A 21,041-nucleotide genomic window follows, 5' to 3' on the forward strand; every position below is an offset into this window, starting at 1 on the left:
CGCGCGGGGCTTTTTTGTGCCCGCAATCACAACAGCCCGCCCCCCTTAACGTAATGTAACCAAGCACGGCAGGAATGGCGTTGAAATACATGGGCCTGGCGCAGATAATCGGATAAAACAACAGACAGGTTGTATCTATGAAACCACGGCTCGCATATGTCGCAGGCATTATCGCTTTCGTCGCCTTCCCCCTTTCTGCAGAGGTGTATCGTCAGGTTGATGCTCAGGGCAACGTCACCTATACCGACGAACCTGTAGAAGGTACCGAAGCTGAAGAGATCAAGGTCAAGCCGGTAACCACCGTCACCCTGCCCAAACCCGAGGCGGTCCGGGAACCCGAAAGGCTCAGGCAAAAGGTGGAACAGGAAGGCGCGGCGTACGACAGCGTGACATTCGTCGCCCCTGGCGATGATGAGGCCTTCCACAGCGGCAGTGGCAACGTGGAATTCCAGGTTACCAGTTCCCCCTCACTGCGGAACAATCACAAGTACGAAGTCACCCTGGATGGCCAGCCTGTCGGCCAGAGTCAATCCGGAACCGTTATGGTGCGCAACGTCTACCGGGGCACCCACGACGCCGGCGTCAACATCGTTGACAGCGACGGTGTCACCATCAAAAGCGGCGAAACCATTACTTTCACCATTCACCGGCCCAGCGTTAACAACTGACGCACCTTTCCGGAGCCCTCTCCTCCCTGGAGAGGGCACATGGATATCATACCCTGTCGGGCCGATGCGGCCATTCCACCCCACACAACGCACTATTTTAGTGCGCTCGCACCACAAAGCAGCCATACTCTGACCATTCACAGGGCGCCCGGCCGGCATTCTGACCGGCACAATAAGACTTATGCACTACACAACGGCGCGTTTACGGGCCGTCAAACCGCAATGCCCGCAAAATGCGCATTTTCAACGCTGCAATCCTCCAATGTGGTTCGCTTTTTGCAAAACTGCGTGAGTACTCAGCATTGCCCACCAAAAGGGATGGAAGCATGGCAATACCGGCCGGATACAAAAGCATACTGGACAGCCTTACCACCGCGGTGATTGTGCTGAGGGAAGGCTTGCAGATCCAGTACCTGAATCCTGCCGCCGAGAGTCTGTTTGAAACCAGCATTACCCGAAGCCAGGGCGCCCCGATCAACGACATTCTGATCGACTCTAAAGACGCCCTGAAAACCCTGTACGCCGCCGCGGAGAACGGTCAGTCCTACACCCGCCGTGAAGCAGAATTCGTGCTCACCAGCGGTCTGCGACTAACTGTTGACTACTCGGTATCGCCCATCAGTCTGGACCCTGCCGAGTTGCTGATCGAAATACAGCCACGGGATCGGCTACTGCGCATCAGCCGGGAAGAGGACATCATATCCCAGCAGGAAACCACCCGGATTCTGGTGCGGGGTATGGCCCACGAGATCAAGAACCCGCTGGGTGGCATTCGGGGAGCTGCGCAGCTTCTGGACCGGGAACTGAATGATGAAGGCCAGAAGGAATACACCCAGGTCATTATTGCAGAAGCCGATCGCCTCAGATCCCTGGTGGACAGAATGCTGGGCCCCAACAAAGCGCCGAAACTTGCCCCCACCAACATTCATGAAGTGCTCGAACGGGTGAAAACCTTGCTGGAGGCGGAAAGCCGCGGCCGGCTGACCTTCCGCCGTGATTACGACCCCAGCCTTCCGGAATTCCAGGGCGACAAGGAGCAGCTGATCCAGGCCTTTCTCAACATCGCCCGTAACGCCATGGAAGCCGCCTTCGAAAACCAGGCAGAGAGGTCTGGCAATGAGCAGCCAACCATCACCTTCCGCACCCGCGCGCTACGACAGTTCACCATCGGCCACAAACGCCATCGTCTGGTTTGCCGCGTGGATGTGATCGATAACGGGCCCGGCATACCACCAGACCTGTTGCAGAACGTTTTCTACCCGATGATCAGTGGACGGGCGAGTGGGACCGGCCTTGGCTTGTCCATCACCCAGAGCATCATCGGGCAACATCACGGGCTGGTTGAATGTGAGAGCCAGCCCGGCGAAACCGACTTCATCATCTTCCTGCCCCTGGAGGACAACCTATGAGCCAACCGGCAAACGTCTGGATCATTGACGACGACCGCAGTATACGCTGGGTGCTGGAGCGCGCCCTGAACCAGGCCGGTATGCAGCCCCGGGTGTTTGAAAGCGGTGAAAGCATCATGATGCGGCTGGAGCACGAACAGCCGGACGCCATCATCAGCGATATCCGCATGCCCGGCGTGGACGGCATCACCCTGCTGTCCCAGATTGTTGAGGTGCACCCGGACCTGCCGGTGATCATCATGACCGCCCACTCCGACCTGGAAAGCGCGGTAACCAGCTACCAGACCGGCGCCTTCGAATACCTGCCCAAGCCCTTTGATGTGGATGACGCTGTCGCCCTTGTGAAGCGGGCAGTAGCTCATAGCCATGAGCGCAGGGCCACCTCAGAGCCCCAGGCCGAGAGCACCCAACGCAATACCGAGATCATTGGTGAAGCGCCCGCCATGCAGGAAGTCTTCAGGGCCATTGGGCGCCTGTCGCACTCCAACATCACCGTACTGATCAACGGCGAAAGTGGCACCGGTAAAGAACTGGTGGCTCAGGCCCTGCACAACCACAGCCCCCGGGCCAGCCGCCCGTTTATCGCGCTGAACATGGCAGCCATCCCCAAGGACCTGATCGAGTCCGAGCTGTTCGGCCATGAGAAAGGCGCTTTCACCGGCGCCGCTGCCGCCAGACAGGGGCGTTTCGAGCAAGCCAACGGCGGCACCCTGTTTCTGGATGAAATCGGCGATATGCCTGCCGACACCCAAACTCGGCTGTTACGGGTACTGGCCGACGGCGAATTCTACCGGGTGGGCGGTACCACACCCATCAAGGTGGACGTACGCATCATCGCCGCCACACACCAGGACCTGGAAAAACTGGTCCAGGCCGGCACCTTCCGGGAAGACCTGTTCCATCGCCTGAACGTGATCCGGGTACACCTGCCCAAACTGGCGGAACGCCGGGAAGACATCCCCCGACTGATGGAGCACTTCCTCAAACGCGCAGCCAAGGAACTGGCGGTGGAAACCAAACTGCTACGCCCGGAAGCGGAAGAATACCTGACCACCCTGCCCTGGCCCGGCAATGTCCGCCAGCTGGAAAACACCTGCCGCTGGCTGACCGTGATGGCCAGTGGCCGCGAGGTTCACATAGATGATCTTCCACCGGAGCTGATGCAGCAGGCAGAAGCTCCGGCGACGGGCCAGACCTGGCAGGAAGGTTTGCGAAACTGGGCCGAGCAGGAATTAAAGCGCGGACGAAAAGCGATTCTCGATACGGCTGTACCGGAGTTTGAGCGCATCATGATCGAAACAGCGCTGAAACATACCGGCGGTCGTCGTCGGGATGCTTCCATCCTGCTGGGCTGGGGTCGGAATACGTTGACGCGGAAGATTAACGAGCTGGGGATGGATCACCCGGAGGGGGAAGAGGACTGAACCCTCTTTCCCGCTACCTTTCTCGCCAGTAGATAACCCGGTCATGGCCCCGGTAAACACCGAAAGTGGCGAGGGCAGAGGGGTTTTCCAAGGCTCCGTCATCATTGTAGTCGCCCTGGAGCCAGTCGGGGACCGAAAAGGTCACTCCCACATCGCCCGTGTTGCCCTCACCCGGAGCTGACAGAATCAGTTCACTGCCTGCAGGAGGTTCTCCGACGAGCAGCGTATCGGATGCGGCGATAACCGATGTGCTGCCCCCGGACAGACCGGACTCATCCAGCGACACCATCGTACCCGAATCATAAACCCAACAACTGTCCGCCTCATTGAGGACAAATTCCGAGCCCGTGTAATAATCGGCCCGGAAAGGCACGGTCAGGTCGGCTGTTTCAGGACCGTAGGCATTGTCTATGTTCAATCGCCCATATCGTATCTGGAAGCCGAATGAGGGGCTCAATTCCATGGGTGTCTGGGGCGAAGCGGTTACGCCGTCCGAATCCTCCAATCCACTCAACTCAATGGAATAATCCGGCGTAAATGGTGCCACTCGCGAATCAGTGGTTTTGTCGAAAACCAAAGTGTCTGCAGCAGAAAAGATATACTGCACTTGCCCGGCACCAAGGTTCGACAGAGTCATTCCCGCAAGCGTTGCCGTAACCGGGAAAGGGTTTCCCGGCCCATCGACGGCAGTATTATCATTGCTACCTGCCACCCTGGCGAGGTCCAGTGCATCAAGCTTCAGAAAATCGCCAGACGTATAATTCTGAGTCACGGTGCCGGCGGCATTCAGCGCGTCGACCGTAATGATAGGCTCAAAACCATTCTGCCAGTTCAGGCTCTGCCCCATATAAGCAAAATCAGTAGTACTGGCCGTGCAGAAAGGATCAACAATACCCGCCTCGGCGACCGTCAGCTCGAAGCGTGCCGGAATGAATCGGCCCACGTTGTCCAGCCGGGTTCCTACCACGTCCTCGAACCCCAGATAGCCGGAGCCCCCTGCCAGCCGCGGTGTCAGTGCGATAATGCCCACCTCGGGCCAATTAAACTCACCACAGGCGCTACCATTAGCAGCACTGGTTCCGTCACAGGCCTGACCGAAGGCACCAAAGCCCCCGCCAATGGGCGGGTCCTCACCACCGGACGGTGCTATCAGAAGAGACTCAAGACCCACCGATTCGGGGGAGCTTTCCTGCCCGAAGTTGGGAGTCAGATCACCGTTGGCATTGAGCGCTGACACTGTAATTTCAAACGATTCACCCGCAGTCCTGAAAATACTACCGCTGGCATCCGTGGCCTGAGGATTGCCGGGAACATCCAACCTGAAGCGGTCCGGCCTGGCAATAAAATCGGCCTGTCCGATGAGCACAAGGCCGGCATCGCCGTTCGCTTCGCTGCCGTCATATCGGGCGTTCAACCCCACACGACCAACATCCGGGTAGGTCAGATCAAAAGCCGCGATGCCATTAGCGTTGAAGTCAAAGGTATTCACCGTGCCCGGTGAGGCCTTGGCAACCGGCTGCGCGCCTATCACGACGGCTTCGGTTCCCGAACTTGGGTCGCTGTAGGTCGACCAGAGGGCGACATCCCGGGTAACGTCTGAAAAACCGGGCACGCAGCGCTGGCTGGTATCCTCCTTTCGGACTGCAGCGATTGTACCGCCCGCTGCCACCGCAGAGGTATGAGCGGGCACGTCGATGATGAAACCGGCATCAAGGAAGGTCATTTCACAGGTTTCCAGTCCCCCGCTGAAGCAACGGGGCGGGTTGGTTGCCAGAGGGCTGCTGGCCTGGGCATTGAGGGTCACGGTTTCAGCTGTCGTGTATTGCAGCAAAACATTGGTGGTTTCGGTAAAGGTGATCGGGTCTGGCGACCAGTTTTCCGTGGGTGATGAGAAATCCACGGTCACAGGGTCACTGAATAGCGTGCTGCAATCTTCATCAGCACAGGCAGTAACAGTAATATCGGCTGGCGAGCAGGTCAGGCCGCTACCGGGGTGTGTCAGGCGGATATGATCCGGGCCGATGTTGCAGGGAAAAGTCAGCCGTCTTTTCTGGTCGATTTTTTCAGCGCTCAGCGCCGCTCCGAATATGCGGAATTCATCAATTCGCCCCAGCCAGCGCTGGTTCTTGGCGCCCTGCCCGATGTCAAGGCGTCCAACCCGAGCCAGCAGGCCGTCACCGCCAGTTCCTTCACTCGCCGAGACCCCAACCTCGACTCCATCAACGAAGACTTTGATGCCTCTGCCGCGCTCCCAGGTCATGGCCAGGTGTTGCCACTCATCCCGGACCATGACATTTCCCACGGTTTCCACCTGCAGACACTCTTCGCTGGCATTACAGTCGTCCGATGAAATGCTTGCCTTGATCACATTCTGTTGATTTCCAAAAAAGCCGGCTGTGTCATAACGCAGGCCAAAGCGGTTGTCCCGGCCCGAAGCGGGGTCATCCGTGAAGAAAATCCCGCGGTCGTTGCCGGCCAGCTGAGCGCCGTTGTAGACCCAGGCCATGACGGTAACGGCACCAAGACCATTGAGGTAGTCACCTGCATCCGTGTCCCTTAGCTGGTCGTTTGCGCCATCGAAGTCACCGTAGCGACAGGTACCCGGATTCCCCGGGATGGCCGACCCGGCCTGGCCTGTGGTCGCCCCATTGAGTGCTGTGGCATTCCGGCCATTGCCGCTGGCATCGAGGACCTCGCCCGGATTGCCAGACCAGTCCAACTGCTCCATCCGGTAGGTCACCAGGGGCTCGGGCAAAATAAGACCTACACCTAACTGGCTTTCGAGTACGCCAAAGGGCTCACCCGCTTCGTTCCGGGCGTTACTGAGGGACAGATAGAAACGTCTCAATTCGGTACTGCCCGAAACCCGGGTTGGTACTGTCACTTGAGCGGTGAGGTCGCCCGAGGCAATGGTGATGGTGCCGGTGGTTGCTGTGTAGTCAATGCCAGCAACCGCAGTATCGTCCCTGGTCTGGTAATCCACCCTCAGGTCTTCTGAAGCGGACTCGCTCAGAGTCACCGTGAAGATCGCATCTTCACCCTGAAATACCGTGGCGCCTGAGAGATCAATGCCGGGACCGCCGACATCCCCATCATTGGTGTTACCTTCAGTGGTCTCTCCCGACGCCCCGGAATCACCGCCCCAGCTTCCCGCGCCATCTGGCTGCCGGTTAAGGGTTTTGGTATTGGACCCCTCTGCTTCCCAGTCGTATGCCGGTTCGCATTCTTCGTCACGCTGGTTATAGAACTCACCCACTGACAGATAGTCAATGGTGTCTCCACTGCTATCTTTCAGGATGACATCCATACCATCCGACAGATCGATAAAGTCTTCACTGGTGATGATGGAATTACCTGCGCTTATCCAAGGATAGGTAGAATCGTCCATACCGGCCACAGACAGATCGCCAGTGCAGTCGACGTCGGTACAGGCGCTCAGTGTCCAGCCGTCATAGTCCGCAGCGGTGATACCTGCGGACAGGACTTTGATTTCGATAAACCGGTCGTTGTTACTACCTTGCGAGAGCTGATGAACTTCATTGATTGTCACCAACCCGTGAAAATCCGCCGAGCAGGCAGCCCAGACAGCGCCGCTGTAAAACACAGCGCCCAGAGCGACCAGACCTCGCAGGCATAGACGGGAAAGCACAGAGTTTCGAGAGGCAGTCCACCATCTTGTCATCGGAATCGAACCTCCACAGAACGTTCGGCCCGGTCAGGGCCGGAGCCGCACTGGCCTGTGCTGGCCAGCGAATAGATCCTGTTGCCGCCGGAGCCGCCGATTCCAGGTGTGTCCGCAGACGAGCAGAAAATGGCAGCCTCGCATCCGGCCAGGGCAGCGCTGGGAAAATTAACCGACCAACTGCTTCCCAAGGCAGGGCACACACTGGGTGGGTCCGCGTCATTCAGGACACTGGCCACCCCCGCCTGGGCACCACTCTCCGCAGCGAAAAATGCCCTCTGGGACTGAATCTGCAAGCTGACAGACTCGCTGCTGCTCTCCTGGAGCTGCGCCATGCCCAATACCAGCAAAGCAAGCACCGTGATGATAAACAGTGCAACAGGAAGGCCGGCGCCATTCTGTCTGTTAAAGCCGGGATCACGGTACATTACGGATTTGCACCTCCTGGCTGACCGTCGTGGTCTCATCGCCCTGTCGATCTTCCAGGGTAAAGGTAAACTGCACTACCGCGGCCCTGCGGAAGGTCGCCGGCGTAAACTGGAAATCCACATTGCCCTGAAGGTTGGCCGCCATCACCTCAGAAATGCCATCGATAGGTGGTGCCGGCTGGCTTGGGTCTCTGGCATAACCACTGTAACGGTACAGGAAGCGGCCACTCTGGCAGAGACTAACCGGCTCACTGACGATGAAAAGACGCTTCTCTGGCGACTGGCGGCTGAACCGGTGGCTCTCACTCAGGGTTATCACTGCAGGCGATGAACCATTGTCCATTGCGCTGATTTCCGATGACACCGGCCCCGGATCGGAGTCGCCGTAGAGTGAGGAGACCGGTGTTCCGTAACCATAGACCACGGCCCGAATGCCTCCTATTGCGGGAACATTGCTTAACGGGGCGACAGAAATGCGGTCAAAGTCCGGCCCTTTGGTCAGCTCCGTATAACTTGTCCCTGCTGCGATGGGAATCCATTCAATACAGCTGCCGGAGGTACGCACGGACAGCGGAAAGGCACCACGCAGCTCCCTGGTGATCTGCTCGCTGATCACAACACCCTGCAGTGCTCTTTGCTGACGGGCCCCCACGTCGATGGCACCGCTGGTCGAAAGAGCCACAAACTGTACGGAAATTGTGGCGACTATACCCAGCAGGATGATCACGATGATCAGTTCCACCAGCGTAAAACCTGCATGCCGGCGCATCAGAAGTTGGTCCGATAGACGGTAAATTGATAATTCTGATCCAAAGGATCCAGAATCGTGACATCTATGCGCTTGGCGTCGTCACCGGGAAGACCGATTTCTCCGCCAGCACAGACCACGCTCACCGATACCGTGAACCCGGAATAGGCGGTTGGATCAAGCAGGTCGCCTTCCGCGTTTCTGGGGCTCTCATTATTGATGGCGTTATAGTCGTCAGCATCGTCGTAGGCGGCCCGATCTGACTCTTCCGTGTTGATGGAGCAGCCGCTCGATCTGGGCACACCGCCCTGCGGCGTGTTTTCTGAATATCTTCTCGACAGAATCTCATCCATATAAATCTGGGCCAGGGAGACCGCCCGGGTCTGGTTCAGAGGATCTGCACTGCGGCCAACGATGAGCGAAAAGGCCCCTACCACGCCCGCAATCGCCACACCAATGATGACAATGGTGATGATCAACTCCACCAGGGTGGTGCCGCGCTGCATCATGATCACGGCTGGCAACTCCCGGCATAGACCGCGCCCAGGGAACTCAGGCATGTCTGGTAGGTGCTCTCGCCCGAAAACGTAAACAAGACATTCCCGGCAGTATCAGGACGGCCCAGATCATCGAAGCTGATGGGAAGGGTTGCACCTGCAACGGAAAAGCTGGTTCCGTTTCGCCCGATACGGAACTGCCGTTCGGAAGAAGTGCCAGGGCCAACCGTGAAGACAAAATCATCGGGGCCCTGTGTCACCGTAAAACCACTTGCCTCATTGCCCGCCAGCGCTGCCTGTTGTGCAAGCAGTGAGGCGGAGGCAAGTTGCTGGGTTGCCAGCAAGGGAGAAAAGGCCGAACGACCGGCAAACAGGCCAACACCCAGAGCGGAGAGCACTCCGATCAGGATGATGACCATAACCAGCTCAACAAGGGTGAACCCCGATGACCTCGGGGCGTTCTTTATTGTCATGCCCCTCCCCCGGATTCCCGGCCACCCCACACGCAAAACGTAGGTCGGATTAGCGTGAGCGTAATCCGACATTGGGTGCCATGAGTGATCAGCTTTCTTGGATCGCGCTCCGCTAATCCGACGTACGAAGATTGTTAACTACAAGTTTCGTCACCACCAATAACTGGCGGAACAGTCGCTGAAGTTGCCTGCGTGTATGTCACAGTACAATCACTAGCAATTGTTACCGTGAACGGGTCTGATGTTTCATCAAAATCTACTCCGTCGACTTGAGCGGCACCACCGATACCAACCCCTGGCGACGAGACCGGAACAGAAGCTGGATAGCCGTGTACCATATCAACGGTGACACCTTCCAAAGTGATAGTTGCAGTTGCATCTGTATTTGAGCACGAGTCAGAGGCTAGGCACTTTGCATGGGCAATCGCACTCGCCGACCGAATTGATCCGGAAATTCCTTCTCGCGATGCTGAACGTGCATCTCCACCAAAATCCGCAAACCTAGGCAATGCAAACGCCGCCAAAATACCCAAAATCACAATCACCATAACCAGTTCGATCAGGGTGAAACCTTTTTCTTTTCTTGCTGCAATGACTGTCATCGCTTTCATAAACGTACTCCGTTTTTGGTCGCCAGATGGCTTTCAGGTTGATCAGTTAATAGTAGTGTTAATCTCACCAGTGTCTGGGTCGTAAGCGATGGTGCTGCCCTCACCATCTGGTTGATAGGTAAACACGCAGTCACCGGCGGCATTTATGGAAATGACGTACTCCGGGTTGGTCCCGCTCACCGTCGGCGCGTTTGACTGCAATACTCCGAGCCAGACCTCTTCACATTTGGTTGCGTCCATGGTGTTGCTAGTGTCATTTGAAGCAACGGAGGTAGGCCAGCCCTCTCCGTTAACATCAACATTGTCGTTCCCGAATCCCACCACATCTGTTTGAGCGGTGGTAAACCCGTTGGATACCCACTGCGTTTTTGCCAGAGCGACACCGGCCGCCAACGCGCCAGCAGTGGCCCTGATGGTCGACTGATGTGCCTGCTCCGAGAGCTGCGCAAACCTTGGCAGCGCAAAGGCCGCCAGAATCGCCAGGATGGCAATAACCACCACCAGCTCAATCAGCGTAAAGCCCCGTTGTTCCTGTTTTCTATCGATCTGTTTCATCATCAGCCCCATACCCGGTTTCTGGATTCGTTTCTTCAGCGAGCTGCGTTTTGCATATCGACTGAGTCTTCTGTTAACGACACTGGCATCAGTCTGAGGCCAGTTGATCGTTCGTCTTGCTCCCGCTGTCCGTTTCCGTTGCGGTCTGCAAACTCTGTTGTAACTCTCCAGGCCAGGGGCTCACCGGCGTTTGCTTGCCGGTCCTGTATGGTTATCGGCTGCCGCGGATTATAAATTAGCCACCCTCTACCCTGTTCTACTGTTTCTTGTCGCGTCCTCTCTCTGAAGCACCAGTTCCCTGCCTCAGGAAGGTCTTCCGCACACTGACCGGCGTAGCTTCCCCATTGATGATCAATCAGCTCAAAGGGGTTAATGCCTTCGTGTTCTTCCAGGCTGTCATGCCAGTCAAGCATGACTTCAGCACCCTTGATCACCAGCGCGGATCGCAACTGGCCGATCACCATGTTGGCGGCCTGTTCCTCGGCTCGTTGGACTTCTCGCTCAAGCACGCCTAACAGAAACCACCAGAGGAAAAACAGTATGGCCAGTGCTACCAGGTTCCGGAGCCAGCGGGAATTCTTTATGCTGGCGGAGTCCGATAGTGGCTGCCGCGCCATGCCTTATCCCCGCCCCATGGCAGCAGCCCCCAGGTCCCATATGGGCAGAAACACGCCCAGTGCCAATATCAGGACCAGTATGCCCATGGCGACAATCAGTATCGGCTCGATGGACTCCGCGAGCCGCTTCAGACCGTAGTCGACATCTTCATCGTAGAAATCGGCCACATTGATCAGCATGTCGTCCACGGAGCCGGTTTCTTCGCCCACAGCAATCATCTGCAAAATGAGGGGCGTGAACATATCGCTCTGCCGCGCTGTACGCAACAGGCTTTCGCCACGCTCAATTCCTGCCCGCATATCCTTGATGTGTTTGGATATCCAGGCGTTGTCGGTAGCGTCTGAAACCACGGTGAGCGCGTGGGTCACGGGCATGCCCGCTGACAGCATACTGGCGAAATTGCGGGCAAACCGGCTAAGGGTAATGAGCTCCAGCAGCGGGCCGATGATAGGCATTTTCAGCTTGTAGCGATCCCAGGTCAGACGCCCCTGCTCGGTCTGCTTCCACTGGCGCACCAGCAGCATGGTCGCGGCAACGCCAAACAGAACGATGTACCAGTACCCCAGCAGGAAGTTGGACGTGCCCACCAGTACCTGGGTCAGGAACGGCAGGTCGGCACCCAGTTTGTTGAAGACCGCAGCAAACTTCGGGATCACCAGGAAGTTCACCACCATCAGGGCAGCAAAGAGGGCAATCACCACAAACATGGGATAACGCATGGCCTGCTTGAGGCGGCGCTTGGTATCCCGCTCCAGTTCCAGAATGTCAGACAGGCGCTTGAAGGCGTCGTCCAGCTGCCCGGTATTCTCGCCCACGTGGATCATGGCGATAAACAGTTCCGAAAATACCTTCGGATGGGCCTGCATGGCTGTGGCCATGGTAGAGCCACCTTCCAGGCGGTCAGTCACGTCGTCCAGCACTTCGCTGAGCACCTGTGACCGGGTGGTGTCCGCCAGTCCACGCATGGTCCGGATCAACGGGATGCCCGCCTTGGTCAGTGCGTACATCTGGCGGCAGAAAACAATCAGTTCATCCAGGCTGATTTTCTTGCGGAAAATCGGCATCTTGTTCAGCCGCTCGCCCAGGGATTCGCTCTGATCCTGCTCGCGAATGGACAGTGGCGTAATACCCCGCCGCATGAGCTCGGACGCCGCTGCTTCCGGGCTCGGCGCGGCCAGCGCACCCTGTTGCACGGCTCCCCTGATGTCCTTACCCCGATAACTGAACTGCATCAGGCGCCGCCCTCACTCTGCGCATGAGGCCGCGCAGCCTGAGACAGCACGGGCACCTCTTCCAGGGAAATGTCACCTTCCGAGGTGGCGGCCACCCGGGCGACCTCTTCCAGCGTGGTAATCCCTTGCAGGGCAAAATCCATGGCGCACATGCCAAGCGGGCGGTAAAGATGACTCTTGCGGGCTTCGCGGGTAAACCCCGAAAGGTCCTTACGGCGCAGGGCGTCCAGCATGCCTTCGTTCAATTCCAGCATTTCATAGACGCCCAGCCGGCCACGGTAACCGCTGTTACCACACTGATAGCAACCCCGGCCATGAACAAAGCCGGCTTCGAGATCCAACGGATCAAGATCAAACTGGTCCAGCCAGACTTTCTCCTGGCTGGTGGGCTCATAGCCTTCGCGGCAGTTGTCACACACCTTTCGAACCAGACGCTGGGCCACAACACCAAGCAGCGAACTGGCCACCAGGAAGGGCTCCACGCCCATATCAATCAGCCGCATGGCACTGCTGATGGAGTCGTTGGTGTGCAGCGTCGAAAGCACCAGGTGGCCGGTCATGGCTGCCCGCAAACCAATTTCGGCGGTTTCATGGTCACGCATCTCACCCACCAGGATGATATCCGGGTCCTGGCGCAGGGCGGATCGCAGCACGCTGGCGAACTCAAGACCGATTTTCGGGTTTACCTGTACCTGGGTTATGCGCGGCAGACGGTATTCCACCGGATCTTCCGCGGTAATGATCTTCACTTCCGGGCGATTCAGTTCTGTCAGAGCCCCATACAGAGTGGTGGTTTTACCACTACCGGTGGGGCCGGTAACCAGAATCATGCCGTGGGGTTTCCTGATCATGCGGCGGAAGTTTTCCAGCAGCACCGGGGGCATGCCGGTAACGTCCAGGTTGAGTATGCCCTGGCTCTGGTCCAGCAAGCGCATGACCACCGACTCGCCATACTGCACCGGCATGGTGGATACACGCACGTCGATACTGCGGCCTTTGACCCGAACGTTGAAACGGCCGTCCTGGGGAATGCGTTTTTCGGAGATGTTGAGGCCGGCCATCAGCTTGAGGCGGAGCACCAGGGCGGAGTTCACCCGCTTCTCCTTCATCACCTGTTCCTGCAACACGCCGTCCACACGCTGGCGAATCCGCACGACCGTCTCGTCCGGCTCGATATGGATGTCGGAACTGCGCGCCTGCACCGCGTCCTCGAACAGGGTCTGCAGCAGCTTGACCACCGGGGCTTCTGCACTTTCGGATTCGGCGCTGAGATCGGCCAGGTCGAAGGCATCGTCGCCGAGTTCGTCTTCCAGCTCTTCCGCCAGTGAGGCAATTTCGTCAGTGCGGCGGTAAACCAGGTCGAGGGTATTCAGCAATTCGCTTTCCCGCACCACGGCCTGCTTGATCGGCTGCTTGAGCACCCGTACCAGTTCGTCGTACGCAAAGATATCCAGCGGGTCGGCCATGCCTACCAGCAGTTCGCCACTTTGCTCCGCCAGCACGATACTGCGGAAACGGCGGGCCATGGCTTCCGGCAGCTTCTTGACCAGTTCGTTATTGAACTGGAAATGACGAAGTTGTACGAAGGGCACCTCCAGCTGACGCGAAAGGATATTAAGGAGGTTGTCCTCTTCCACATAGCCCAGGTCGATCAGGGTGCGGCCCAGCTTCCGCCCGGTGTTCTTCTGCTCACGCAGAGCGGTCATCAGCTGTTGCTCAGTGATGACATCGTTCTGGACCAGCAGGTCACCTATACGGATTTTCTTCTTTGCTTCAGCCATGAATCATCCTGCTCGCAATGCCTGCAGCCTTCGCTGCACGTAGTCCGCCAGTGACCGGGGCAGACCTGGCAGTTCGGCTGCCTGTCGGTACGCCCTGGCCGCTCCGGCCTGCTCCCCCTGGGCTTCCAGCGAAATCGCCAGCCCTACCCACCAGGGGCCCTGGCTGTCATCCCAGGCGATCAATTCGGCCCAGTGGCGGGCGGCCTCCCCATTTTTACCCTGCTGCTGCAACAGGGTCGCCAGGGTAACCCGGTATTCCGCGTGGTCTTGCACTGGTGGCACGTTTGCACTGAGCGTATCGACAGCCGCTGCCAGGTCGCTGTTGGCGTGCTGAGCCCTGGCCCGCAATAGCCGCAACCCCGGATGATCAGCCGCAATGCCCTCGGGCAGCCAGCCAAGGGCCTGATCCTGTTTGCCGTCCACCAGAAGCGCCCTGGCCACCACGTAGCGGCTACGGGGCGCGGTTTGCTCCTGCGTCAGGGCTGCAAGGCCCCGCTCTGCATCGGTGATATTGCCCTTGGCCACCAGTCTTTCAAGCTGCCTTGCAGTGCTTCGGTCCTTTGCGGCCGGAGTCTCCGGAACCTGCTTGACGCCTGCAGTGGAGATTTTTCCCGGTTGTGCCTCTTCCGTTTCAGCGGACTTTGCTTCCTGCTCGACCGGGGCCTCTTCCACCGGGGACGAGGACGCAACCGCCGGCTCGGGCTTGCTTACCTCAGGCTGAGCCACTTCCGGCTCGGGTGTCGGCGCCTGCTTGGGCAGGGGTTCAGTCCGGGCCACCTCAGGCTGCGGAGCGGGCGGCAGAGCTGCCACGGAAACATCCCTCTGAACGGCCTGATCCGGCGACGGCTGGCTCTCCTTCACCATTGGCTCTGGCGAGAAACTGTTGGCAAATACCCAGTAGCCCCCCATAACGGCGATGAGCAGCACCAAAACCACAAGCACCATCAGGAGTAAGGGCCGGCGGTTACGAGGCTGGTGCTGTCCACCCGCGTAGGCGCCCGGTGCCGCTGGCCGGTCCTGGCGCTGCTCCGCCGCTCTCAGGGCGTCATTGAGCAAGCTCATAGCCACCTCACCAGCAGGTTGGGTAAACGGGCACTGTCGGTATCGCGAATGGCCTGCATGACATGGGATCGCCCCACCTGCCGGTCACCATGGCCCCAGGCAGACAAAAGCGCCTTATGGGCAATGATATTGACCAGCCGCGGAATACCTCCGGAGGAACGGGAGATCAGCCGCAGGGCGGCAGGCGCGAACAGCTCGCCACCGTTGTAACCGGCCTGGGCCAGGCGGTGCCGCAGGTACTGTGACACCGACACCTTGTCCAGGGGTGCCAGGCGGTACTGGAAAGTGATGCGCTGGCGCAGTTGGCGCATGCTGTCCCGCTTCAGAATCTCATCCAGTTCCGGCTGGCCAAACAGCACCACCTGCAGCAGGCGGATACTTTCGGTTTCCAGGTTGGTCAGCAGCCGCAGGGCCTCGATGGTCTCTTCGGGCATGGCCTGGGCTTCGTCGATCACCAACACCACCGGGCGCTGCTCCATAGCCAGGGCTATCAGGCGTTCGTTCAGCGCTTTGAGTATCTGGTGAGTGTTGGCACAACGTGCCACGTCCACACCCAGCTCCTCGGCCACCGCTTCGTAAAGGGTATCCGGAGTCAGATGCGGGTTGGGGATATAGGCGGTATGGGCATCCTGTTCCAGCTCGTTGAGCAGCAGACGGCATAACAGCGTCTTGCCAGTGCCCACCTCCCCGGTAATCTTTATAAAGCCTTCCCGTTCACGCAACGCCACCAGCAGCAACTCCAGCGCATCGCTATGGCTACGGGCCCGAAGAAAATATCGGGTGTTGGGCGTCAATGCAAACGGTGCTTCCTGCAGTCCGAAATGGGATTCGTACATGCTAGCGGCTGGCTTTCTCCGGTTGGGGCTTTACGGACTCGGACGACTCCAGCAGTTCCCGCAGAACCTGCATGCGCTCGCGGCTGGACGATACATCAGCACTCATCTGCTCGCTACCGGCAACGACCGGGCGCAACAGGATAACCAACTCACTCTTGCGGGACTGGAAGCGACGTTGCTTGAACAGCTCCCCCAGCAATGGAATTTCACTGAAGAAAGGCACCGCAGAATTGTTGTCTTCACTGGTGTTCTGGATCAACCCGCCGATCACCACAATCTGGCCGCTTTCGGCACGGATCACGCTGTCCGTCTCGCGGACAGTACTGCGCGCCAGGGGCAGGACCACGTCCCGGTCTCCCACGGTAATCACCTTCTCCTGATCATTCACTTCGCTGACAGAGGGGTGAACGTGCAGGGTGATGGCACCGTCTTCGGCAATCTGGGGCGTTACGTCCAGGGAAATACCGGAGAAAAACGGCGTCAGTTCAACCGACGTGGAGGTCCGATCGGTGGCGGTAACCGCCGAGTTGTTGTCATCAAAGTCGATGTCGGTGACAAAGAACTCATCCGTACCCACCTTGATCACGGCCTTCTGGTTGTTCACTGTAGAGATTCGCGGGCTCGACAGTATCTGCACATTGCCCTGTTCCCCCAGCAATTCGATCAGCCCGCTAAAATCACCAGCCCGGACACTCGCCGAAAACAGCCCGCCGATGTCCGAAGTGCTGATCGCCTGCCCGGCCAGGGCCTGCGCGGTAAAATCTTCCGGCAGCCCATCCGATGCGGTAATACTGGAGGCACTCTGAATGTCTGCCCAGTTAATACCCTGCTGGTAACCCTCGTTCAGGCCAATCTCCAGGATCTTAGCTTCCAGTACCACCTGCCGCTGCATAATCAGCTGGGTGCGGCGCAGGTACTCGTCGACCTGCCTGAGAGACTCACCGTCAGAACGGACCATCACCAGGCCCGCCCCGGCGTTGACGATGACCTGGCTGCCATTGGCAGTTCCGATGATCATCTTCAGGGCACGCTCGATGTCGAGCCAGAAGTCCGATTCGGTTTCGGTGGAAATCCGCGTACCTATCAGGTTGGCGGTGCCACCGTCGTTCGAGCTGCCGCGGTTTGAACCGGCGCCGGTTGAATTATCCCGCGCGCTGCTGACCTGCCCTGAACTGACCCGGGTTTCCGAGCCGCCGCTGCGCTTGAAGTGCAGGTAGTCAATCGGGAAAAGCCGTGTCTGGACACTGTCGGCCCTCACCTGGAACAGGCGCCCACTGCGCTGGATATCCAGACCATAAAGATCGCCGGCTATATCCATGACCTCTGGCACCGTGACGTCTCCCAGGCGCAGGTCGATGATGGCCCCGACATCAGGATGAACCACCACGTTGTAACGGCTTCCCTCCACCAGTGCCTCAAAGAAAGGACCGGCAGCCAAGCCCCTCGCATTCACATCGAAGCGGTCTTCGTCATCAGCCGGGGAGGACAGCGAAGGCATCAGTGCAGCACTGACGTCCTCGGGCACGCCGCCGGACATTGCGTCCGCTCGCGCGTTTCGCCGCTGTTCCGCTTCAGCCTCCGCCATCGCATCATCAATTGCAGTCGCGGCGTCAGTCGAGGTGGCCTGGCTGGTGCGCATCAACGGATTATTGCTGCAGGCCGTCATAAACAGGGCCAGCAACAGGATCAGAAACGTTCGGTTCAGTGTCATATCAGCTCGTTTCTCTGTCATTGCGAACTCCGCACTTGCGGAAGGGGTTCAAGGCGTAAAACGCGCACTCGTCCCTGATCAACCAGCTCTACCCGGTCCAGGTGGATTCGCCTGACACGAACACCCTCGAATGTCTGCCCCTCCCTGCGGGCCACGCCATCAATAACCGCCACCCGGCGATCATTGCCTATAAATACCGACGCCAGCGTAAACTCTTTTTGCGGCACCTGGGCCCGCGGCGAAGCACCAAAACCGTCCGGGCGGGTCGGGTCCTGTAAAGCGAGGGCATTTGAAAATGCCAGTGCCAGCACTGTGAGCAACAACAGCCTCATATCACACTCCCAGCCATGCGCGATCCAGGCTCAGGGTGCGAACCCTGATGCGGACTTCATTGTCAGGGTAATCGCTGGAATCATACTCCAGCAGCACCCACCCCAGGCGCGCGTCCATGGCTTCGAGCGTTTCCAGATAGGCCAGTACATCCATGTAGCCCCCACGCAGGACTATTTCCGCGTCATGGGCGAACAGCAGCGGCTCCGCGGACTCGTCGTTGCCGCTGGCATTTTCCAGGGTACTACCGGATTGCCTGTCAAATACCGGTACCGGAGCCAGGAGGTCTACCCCGAGAAGCTCAAGCTTATCCTGGGCAGCGAGCATATCCCGTAACAGAAGGACCATGGCCCGGGGCGCAATCAACCGCCCCGTGGTTTCAGCAAGTTCATTGTTCAATCTTTCCAGCCGCTGCTGTCGGGCCGCGAGCTGGTTTCTCAACACCTGTGACGGGTCGGACGCCAACTGTTCTGTCAGCAGGCCCTGCTGCTCCATCAATGAGGCCCGGGTATCAGACAGGGACACCAGGCGGGACCGAAGCTGTTCATTGCTCGCTACCACCGGAGCAGCCGCAAGCTCCCAACCCGCAAACAGGACCACCACAAGAGCGGTGATGGTGAGCAACGCCCGTTCGCGAATGGGCCGTTCGTTGAACCAGGCTGCGCCCTGATCAAACTGCTGACGGAGTGCAGACGTCATTTCGCGGCCTCCCCATCGGCATCGGTCGCCACGCGGAACTCAATCCAGCGCCCGTCTTCCTCCCGGTCCAGCCGGAAGCTGCCGAAGGTCTTGCCAGCAAAGGCGGACTCATCACCCAGTTTTTCAAGGTACACCGGCACAAGCCGGCCTGACTGCGCCTTGCCAGCCAGACCAACGGCACCATTGCTGGCGTCAAGCCGGATATTCGTCAGCCACAGCCCCTGCGGCACCTGACGTGCGAGAGCAGAAAGAGGCGACGAAAAGCCCGTCGTCTCGGCAGCAATCAGGTTTTCCACCCGGTCCAGCAATCGCTGTCGGCGTGCCAGGGTTGCCGTCACACGCTCCAGAGCAGCCTCTACGTCGGGGTCTGGCTGTCTGGCTTCCACCTCTTTCGTCAGTTGCTCCACGGAGCGCTGGAGCCGCTCATTCTGATACTGCAGGCCCCTGGTCTCCGCCTGCAGCCGGGACTCCTGATAACGAGCGACACCGGCAGCCACAACAATCACAGCCAGCGCGAGCACGAGTAGGGACGCTGCCATCCCGGCCTGCAACTTTTCCCTATGGGGCCGCAATTCATCGGTATAAAGATTAACCTGCTGGACCAGCCCATCGCTTCCCCCGGCCAATGCCAGGCTGGCGCTCCAGGCAACCAGACAGCGGCTATCAAGGGGCTCATCAAGACCAAAAGGCGCCCAGTCCAGGGTTTCAACACTGGCAGCCACGTAGGAGGCCAGCATGGATGACAATGGCAGGACGTTGTCGCGGGCTACCAATCTGATAACACCGGGGGGCACCTGCCCTAACTGGCTTTCGTAGTAATCCAGGGAGCGCTGCATCTCCAGCGCCAGCGACTGCACCGCATTCTCCTGGCTTGCTGCATCCCGCAGGTCATCAGAGGTGACATCCAGCCGACGGGACAGGTAAAGCGTTTCCCCCTTGCAGACAATCATCTGTCCAAAGCGCTCGCGCATGTGGACCAGGGCCGCACCGCGCCGCTCAGGATCAATGCGGGGAACCAGATTACGCAGGGCCAACTCGGCAATATCAATGGACACCAGTGCCAGGCCGCACCTCTCTACCAGAGCCACCAATTCGCTGACCAGGGACTTTCGTGCGGCAACCACGTTAACCAGGCTGCCTCGCCCACGGGAGGCGTCCTCCGGGAAATGAAACACGTCGGAGACGGCATTTGAGGGGTTAAAATCGAGAAAATCCTTGAGCTTCCACTTCAGGGCATCGCCAAGCTCGGACTCATCAATACCTTCCGGGCGCTCCAGCTGGAATACCTGATACTGATCAAGCGGCAGAATGAGTGTGGTGTCTGCGCCAGCCCAATTGCGCTCACCCGATAGGGCGCCGAGAACATCCTCCCGCTTTGCCGGGGAGCAATCCGAAAAACCGGCCGAACCTTCAGACTCCGCCCAGGCAATGCCGTCAGGGCGAACTTCCAGGTAGACGCGTTGCCGCTTACCAGAACGTCGCAGAACTCTTGTTATAAAACGTCGGGCCACTCGCCAGCCTCAGTGCTTAAAAAGTGCACGGATTCTACATTGGCCTGCATGATAGTTGAGAAAGTGAACGTAATTCCATGTTTTCTTGTTAAATTTGACCTCTTTTTGCAACTCTTTAACACGAAAGCCCCCGCTCGGCGGGGGCTTGGAATCAGATATCTACTAAAACGTTACAAACCGGCTCGAATGTAAGCTAGAAGGGTATATCGTCATCAAAATCATCGACCGGCTCAGGCATGCTGCCCTGGGAAGGCTGGCTGTATCCACCGCCACCAGACTGCTGTCCCGACTGACTTGCGGCAGCAGGCGCAGCATTGCCCGCCTGTTGTGGGCGGCCTGCAGGCGCACCCTGGCTTGCGCCACCGCCTTCACCACCGCGGCTGTCCAGCATCTGCATCTGGCCGTTGATATCCACCACCACCTCGGTGGTGTAAACGTCCTGGCCTTCCTTGTTCTGCCATTTGCGGGTCTGCAGCTTGCCCTCAATGTAGACCTTTGAGCCCTTGCGCAGGTACTGACCCGCAACCTCGGCAATCTTGCCGAACATCACGATCCGGTGCCATTCGGTTTTCGGCACCAGCTGGCCTGTCTGCCTGTCCTTGTAGCTTTCGTCTGTTGCAAGGTTCAAGTTCACCACCGCGTTGCCGTTCGGTGTATAGCGGGTGTCCGGATCCTGCCCCAGGTTCCCGATCAGAATAACCTTGTTTACGCCTCGTGCCATGATCTGCTCCTGACTCTGTTTTCAGGGATAGCCTGCTTTCCCTGC

The 21,041-nt window shown here is 58.5% G+C and carries 20 protein-coding genes; 3 read left to right on the top strand and 17 right to left on the bottom strand.

The window, feature by feature from the left end:
- Positions 1 to 137: 137 nt before the first annotated feature.
- The 3 genes from FDP08_RS19840 to ntrC all read left to right on the top strand — a co-directional run bounded on the left by FDP08_RS19840 (position 138) and on the right by ntrC (position 3,501).
- A complete protein-coding gene (locus FDP08_RS19840) occupies positions 138 to 668 on the top strand; it encodes a DUF4124 domain-containing protein (protein WP_137438040.1) in 531 nt (176 codons plus the stop codon).
- A 326-nt stretch (positions 669 to 994) separates the two neighbouring features.
- Positions 995 to 2,077: a nitrogen regulation protein NR(II) gene (gene glnL / locus FDP08_RS19845; protein ID WP_137438041.1), complete on the top strand. Its 1,083-nt coding sequence runs from the start codon at positions 995 to 997 to the stop codon at positions 2,075 to 2,077.
- Complete coding sequence (gene ntrC / locus FDP08_RS19850) at positions 2,074 to 3,501, top strand: nitrogen regulation protein NR(I) (protein WP_137438042.1); 1,428 nt, start codon at positions 2,074 to 2,076, stop codon at positions 3,499 to 3,501. The genes glnL and ntrC overlap by 4 nt, the downstream gene beginning before the upstream one ends.
- A gap of 13 nt (positions 3,502 to 3,514) precedes the next feature.
- Here ntrC and FDP08_RS19855 read toward each other — a convergent pair whose 3' ends face one another.
- From FDP08_RS19855 to ssb, 17 genes are all read right to left on the bottom strand, one after another.
- Positions 3,515 to 7,051 (bottom strand): LamG domain-containing protein, encoded by a 3,537-nt coding sequence (locus FDP08_RS19855; RefSeq protein ID WP_170979112.1) that lies wholly within the window; start codon positions 7,049 to 7,051, stop codon positions 3,515 to 3,517.
- Between the two features lie 128 nt (positions 7,052 to 7,179).
- Entirely contained in the window at positions 7,180 to 7,611 is a 432-nt protein-coding gene (locus FDP08_RS19860) for a pilus assembly PilX family protein (RefSeq protein ID WP_137438044.1), read from the bottom strand.
- On the bottom strand, positions 7,601 to 8,380 hold the full coding sequence (locus FDP08_RS19865; protein WP_137438045.1) for a prepilin-type N-terminal cleavage/methylation domain-containing protein: 780 nt from the start codon (positions 8,378 to 8,380) through the stop codon (positions 7,601 to 7,603). The genes FDP08_RS19860 and FDP08_RS19865 overlap by 11 nt, the downstream gene beginning before the upstream one ends.
- Entirely contained in the window at positions 8,380 to 8,919 is a 540-nt protein-coding gene (locus FDP08_RS19870; protein ID WP_228263403.1) for a type II secretion system protein, read from the bottom strand. Before FDP08_RS19870 ends, FDP08_RS19865 begins: the two co-directional genes overlap by 1 nt.
- The gene (locus FDP08_RS19875) at positions 8,871 to 9,329 is read right to left on the bottom strand and encodes a type II secretion system protein (protein ID WP_137438046.1); all 459 of its coding nucleotides are present in this window, start codon (positions 9,327 to 9,329) and stop codon (positions 8,871 to 8,873) included. Before FDP08_RS19875 ends, FDP08_RS19870 begins: the two co-directional genes overlap by 49 nt.
- A 134-nt stretch (positions 9,330 to 9,463) precedes the next feature.
- Positions 9,464 to 9,940 (bottom strand): type II secretion system protein, encoded by a 477-nt coding sequence (locus tag FDP08_RS20615; protein WP_282556806.1) that lies wholly within the window; start codon positions 9,938 to 9,940, stop codon positions 9,464 to 9,466.
- Between the two features lie 42 nt (positions 9,941 to 9,982).
- Positions 9,983 to 10,507: a prepilin-type N-terminal cleavage/methylation domain-containing protein gene (locus FDP08_RS19885; RefSeq protein WP_282556807.1), complete on the bottom strand. Its 525-nt coding sequence runs from the start codon at positions 10,505 to 10,507 to the stop codon at positions 9,983 to 9,985.
- Between the two features lie 23 nt (positions 10,508 to 10,530).
- Positions 10,531 to 11,112 (bottom strand): hypothetical protein, encoded by a 582-nt coding sequence (locus tag FDP08_RS19890; RefSeq protein ID WP_228263404.1) that lies wholly within the window; start codon positions 11,110 to 11,112, stop codon positions 10,531 to 10,533.
- Between the two features lie 3 nt (positions 11,113 to 11,115).
- Positions 11,116 to 12,345 carry a type II secretion system F family protein gene (locus tag FDP08_RS19895; RefSeq protein ID WP_137438047.1) on the bottom strand — a complete coding sequence of 410 codons (1,230 nt, stop codon included), beginning with the start codon at positions 12,343 to 12,345 and terminating at the stop codon, positions 11,116 to 11,118.
- Positions 12,345 to 14,126, bottom strand: a complete 1,782-nt coding sequence (locus FDP08_RS19900; RefSeq protein WP_137438048.1) for a GspE/PulE family protein — start codon at positions 14,124 to 14,126, stop codon at positions 12,345 to 12,347. Before FDP08_RS19900 ends, FDP08_RS19895 begins: the two co-directional genes overlap by 1 nt.
- Before the next feature lie 3 nt (positions 14,127 to 14,129).
- Entirely contained in the window at positions 14,130 to 15,188 is a 1,059-nt protein-coding gene (locus FDP08_RS19905; protein WP_137438049.1) for a tetratricopeptide repeat protein, read from the bottom strand.
- Entirely contained in the window at positions 15,185 to 16,024 is an 840-nt protein-coding gene (locus FDP08_RS19910; protein WP_137438050.1) for an ExeA family protein, read from the bottom strand. The genes FDP08_RS19905 and FDP08_RS19910 overlap by 4 nt, the downstream gene beginning before the upstream one ends.
- Before the next feature lies 1 nt (position 16,025).
- On the bottom strand, positions 16,026 to 17,756 hold the full coding sequence (mshL, locus tag FDP08_RS19915) for a pilus (MSHA type) biogenesis protein MshL (protein WP_137438051.1): 1,731 nt from the start codon (positions 17,754 to 17,756) through the stop codon (positions 16,026 to 16,028).
- Complete coding sequence (locus FDP08_RS19920) at positions 17,753 to 18,067, bottom strand: hypothetical protein (protein ID WP_137438052.1); 315 nt, start codon at positions 18,065 to 18,067, stop codon at positions 17,753 to 17,755. The genes mshL and FDP08_RS19920 overlap by 4 nt, the downstream gene beginning before the upstream one ends.
- A gap of 1 nt (position 18,068) precedes the next feature.
- A complete protein-coding gene (locus FDP08_RS19925; protein ID WP_137438053.1) occupies positions 18,069 to 18,764 on the bottom strand; it encodes a type II secretion system protein M in 696 nt (231 codons plus the stop codon).
- Complete coding sequence (locus tag FDP08_RS20565; RefSeq protein WP_228263405.1) at positions 18,761 to 20,275, bottom strand: PilN domain-containing protein; 1,515 nt, start codon at positions 20,273 to 20,275, stop codon at positions 18,761 to 18,763. The genes FDP08_RS19925 and FDP08_RS20565 overlap by 4 nt, the downstream gene beginning before the upstream one ends.
- Positions 20,276 to 20,468: 193 nt before the next feature.
- Entirely contained in the window at positions 20,469 to 20,996 is a 528-nt protein-coding gene (ssb, locus tag FDP08_RS19940; protein ID WP_137438054.1) for a single-stranded DNA-binding protein, read from the bottom strand.
- Between the last annotated feature and the right edge of the window lie 45 nt (positions 20,997 to 21,041).

Origin of the sequence: Marinobacter panjinensis (assembly GCF_005298175.1) — a bacterium.
GTDB lineage: Bacteria > Pseudomonadota > Gammaproteobacteria > Pseudomonadales > Oleiphilaceae > Marinobacter > Marinobacter panjinensis.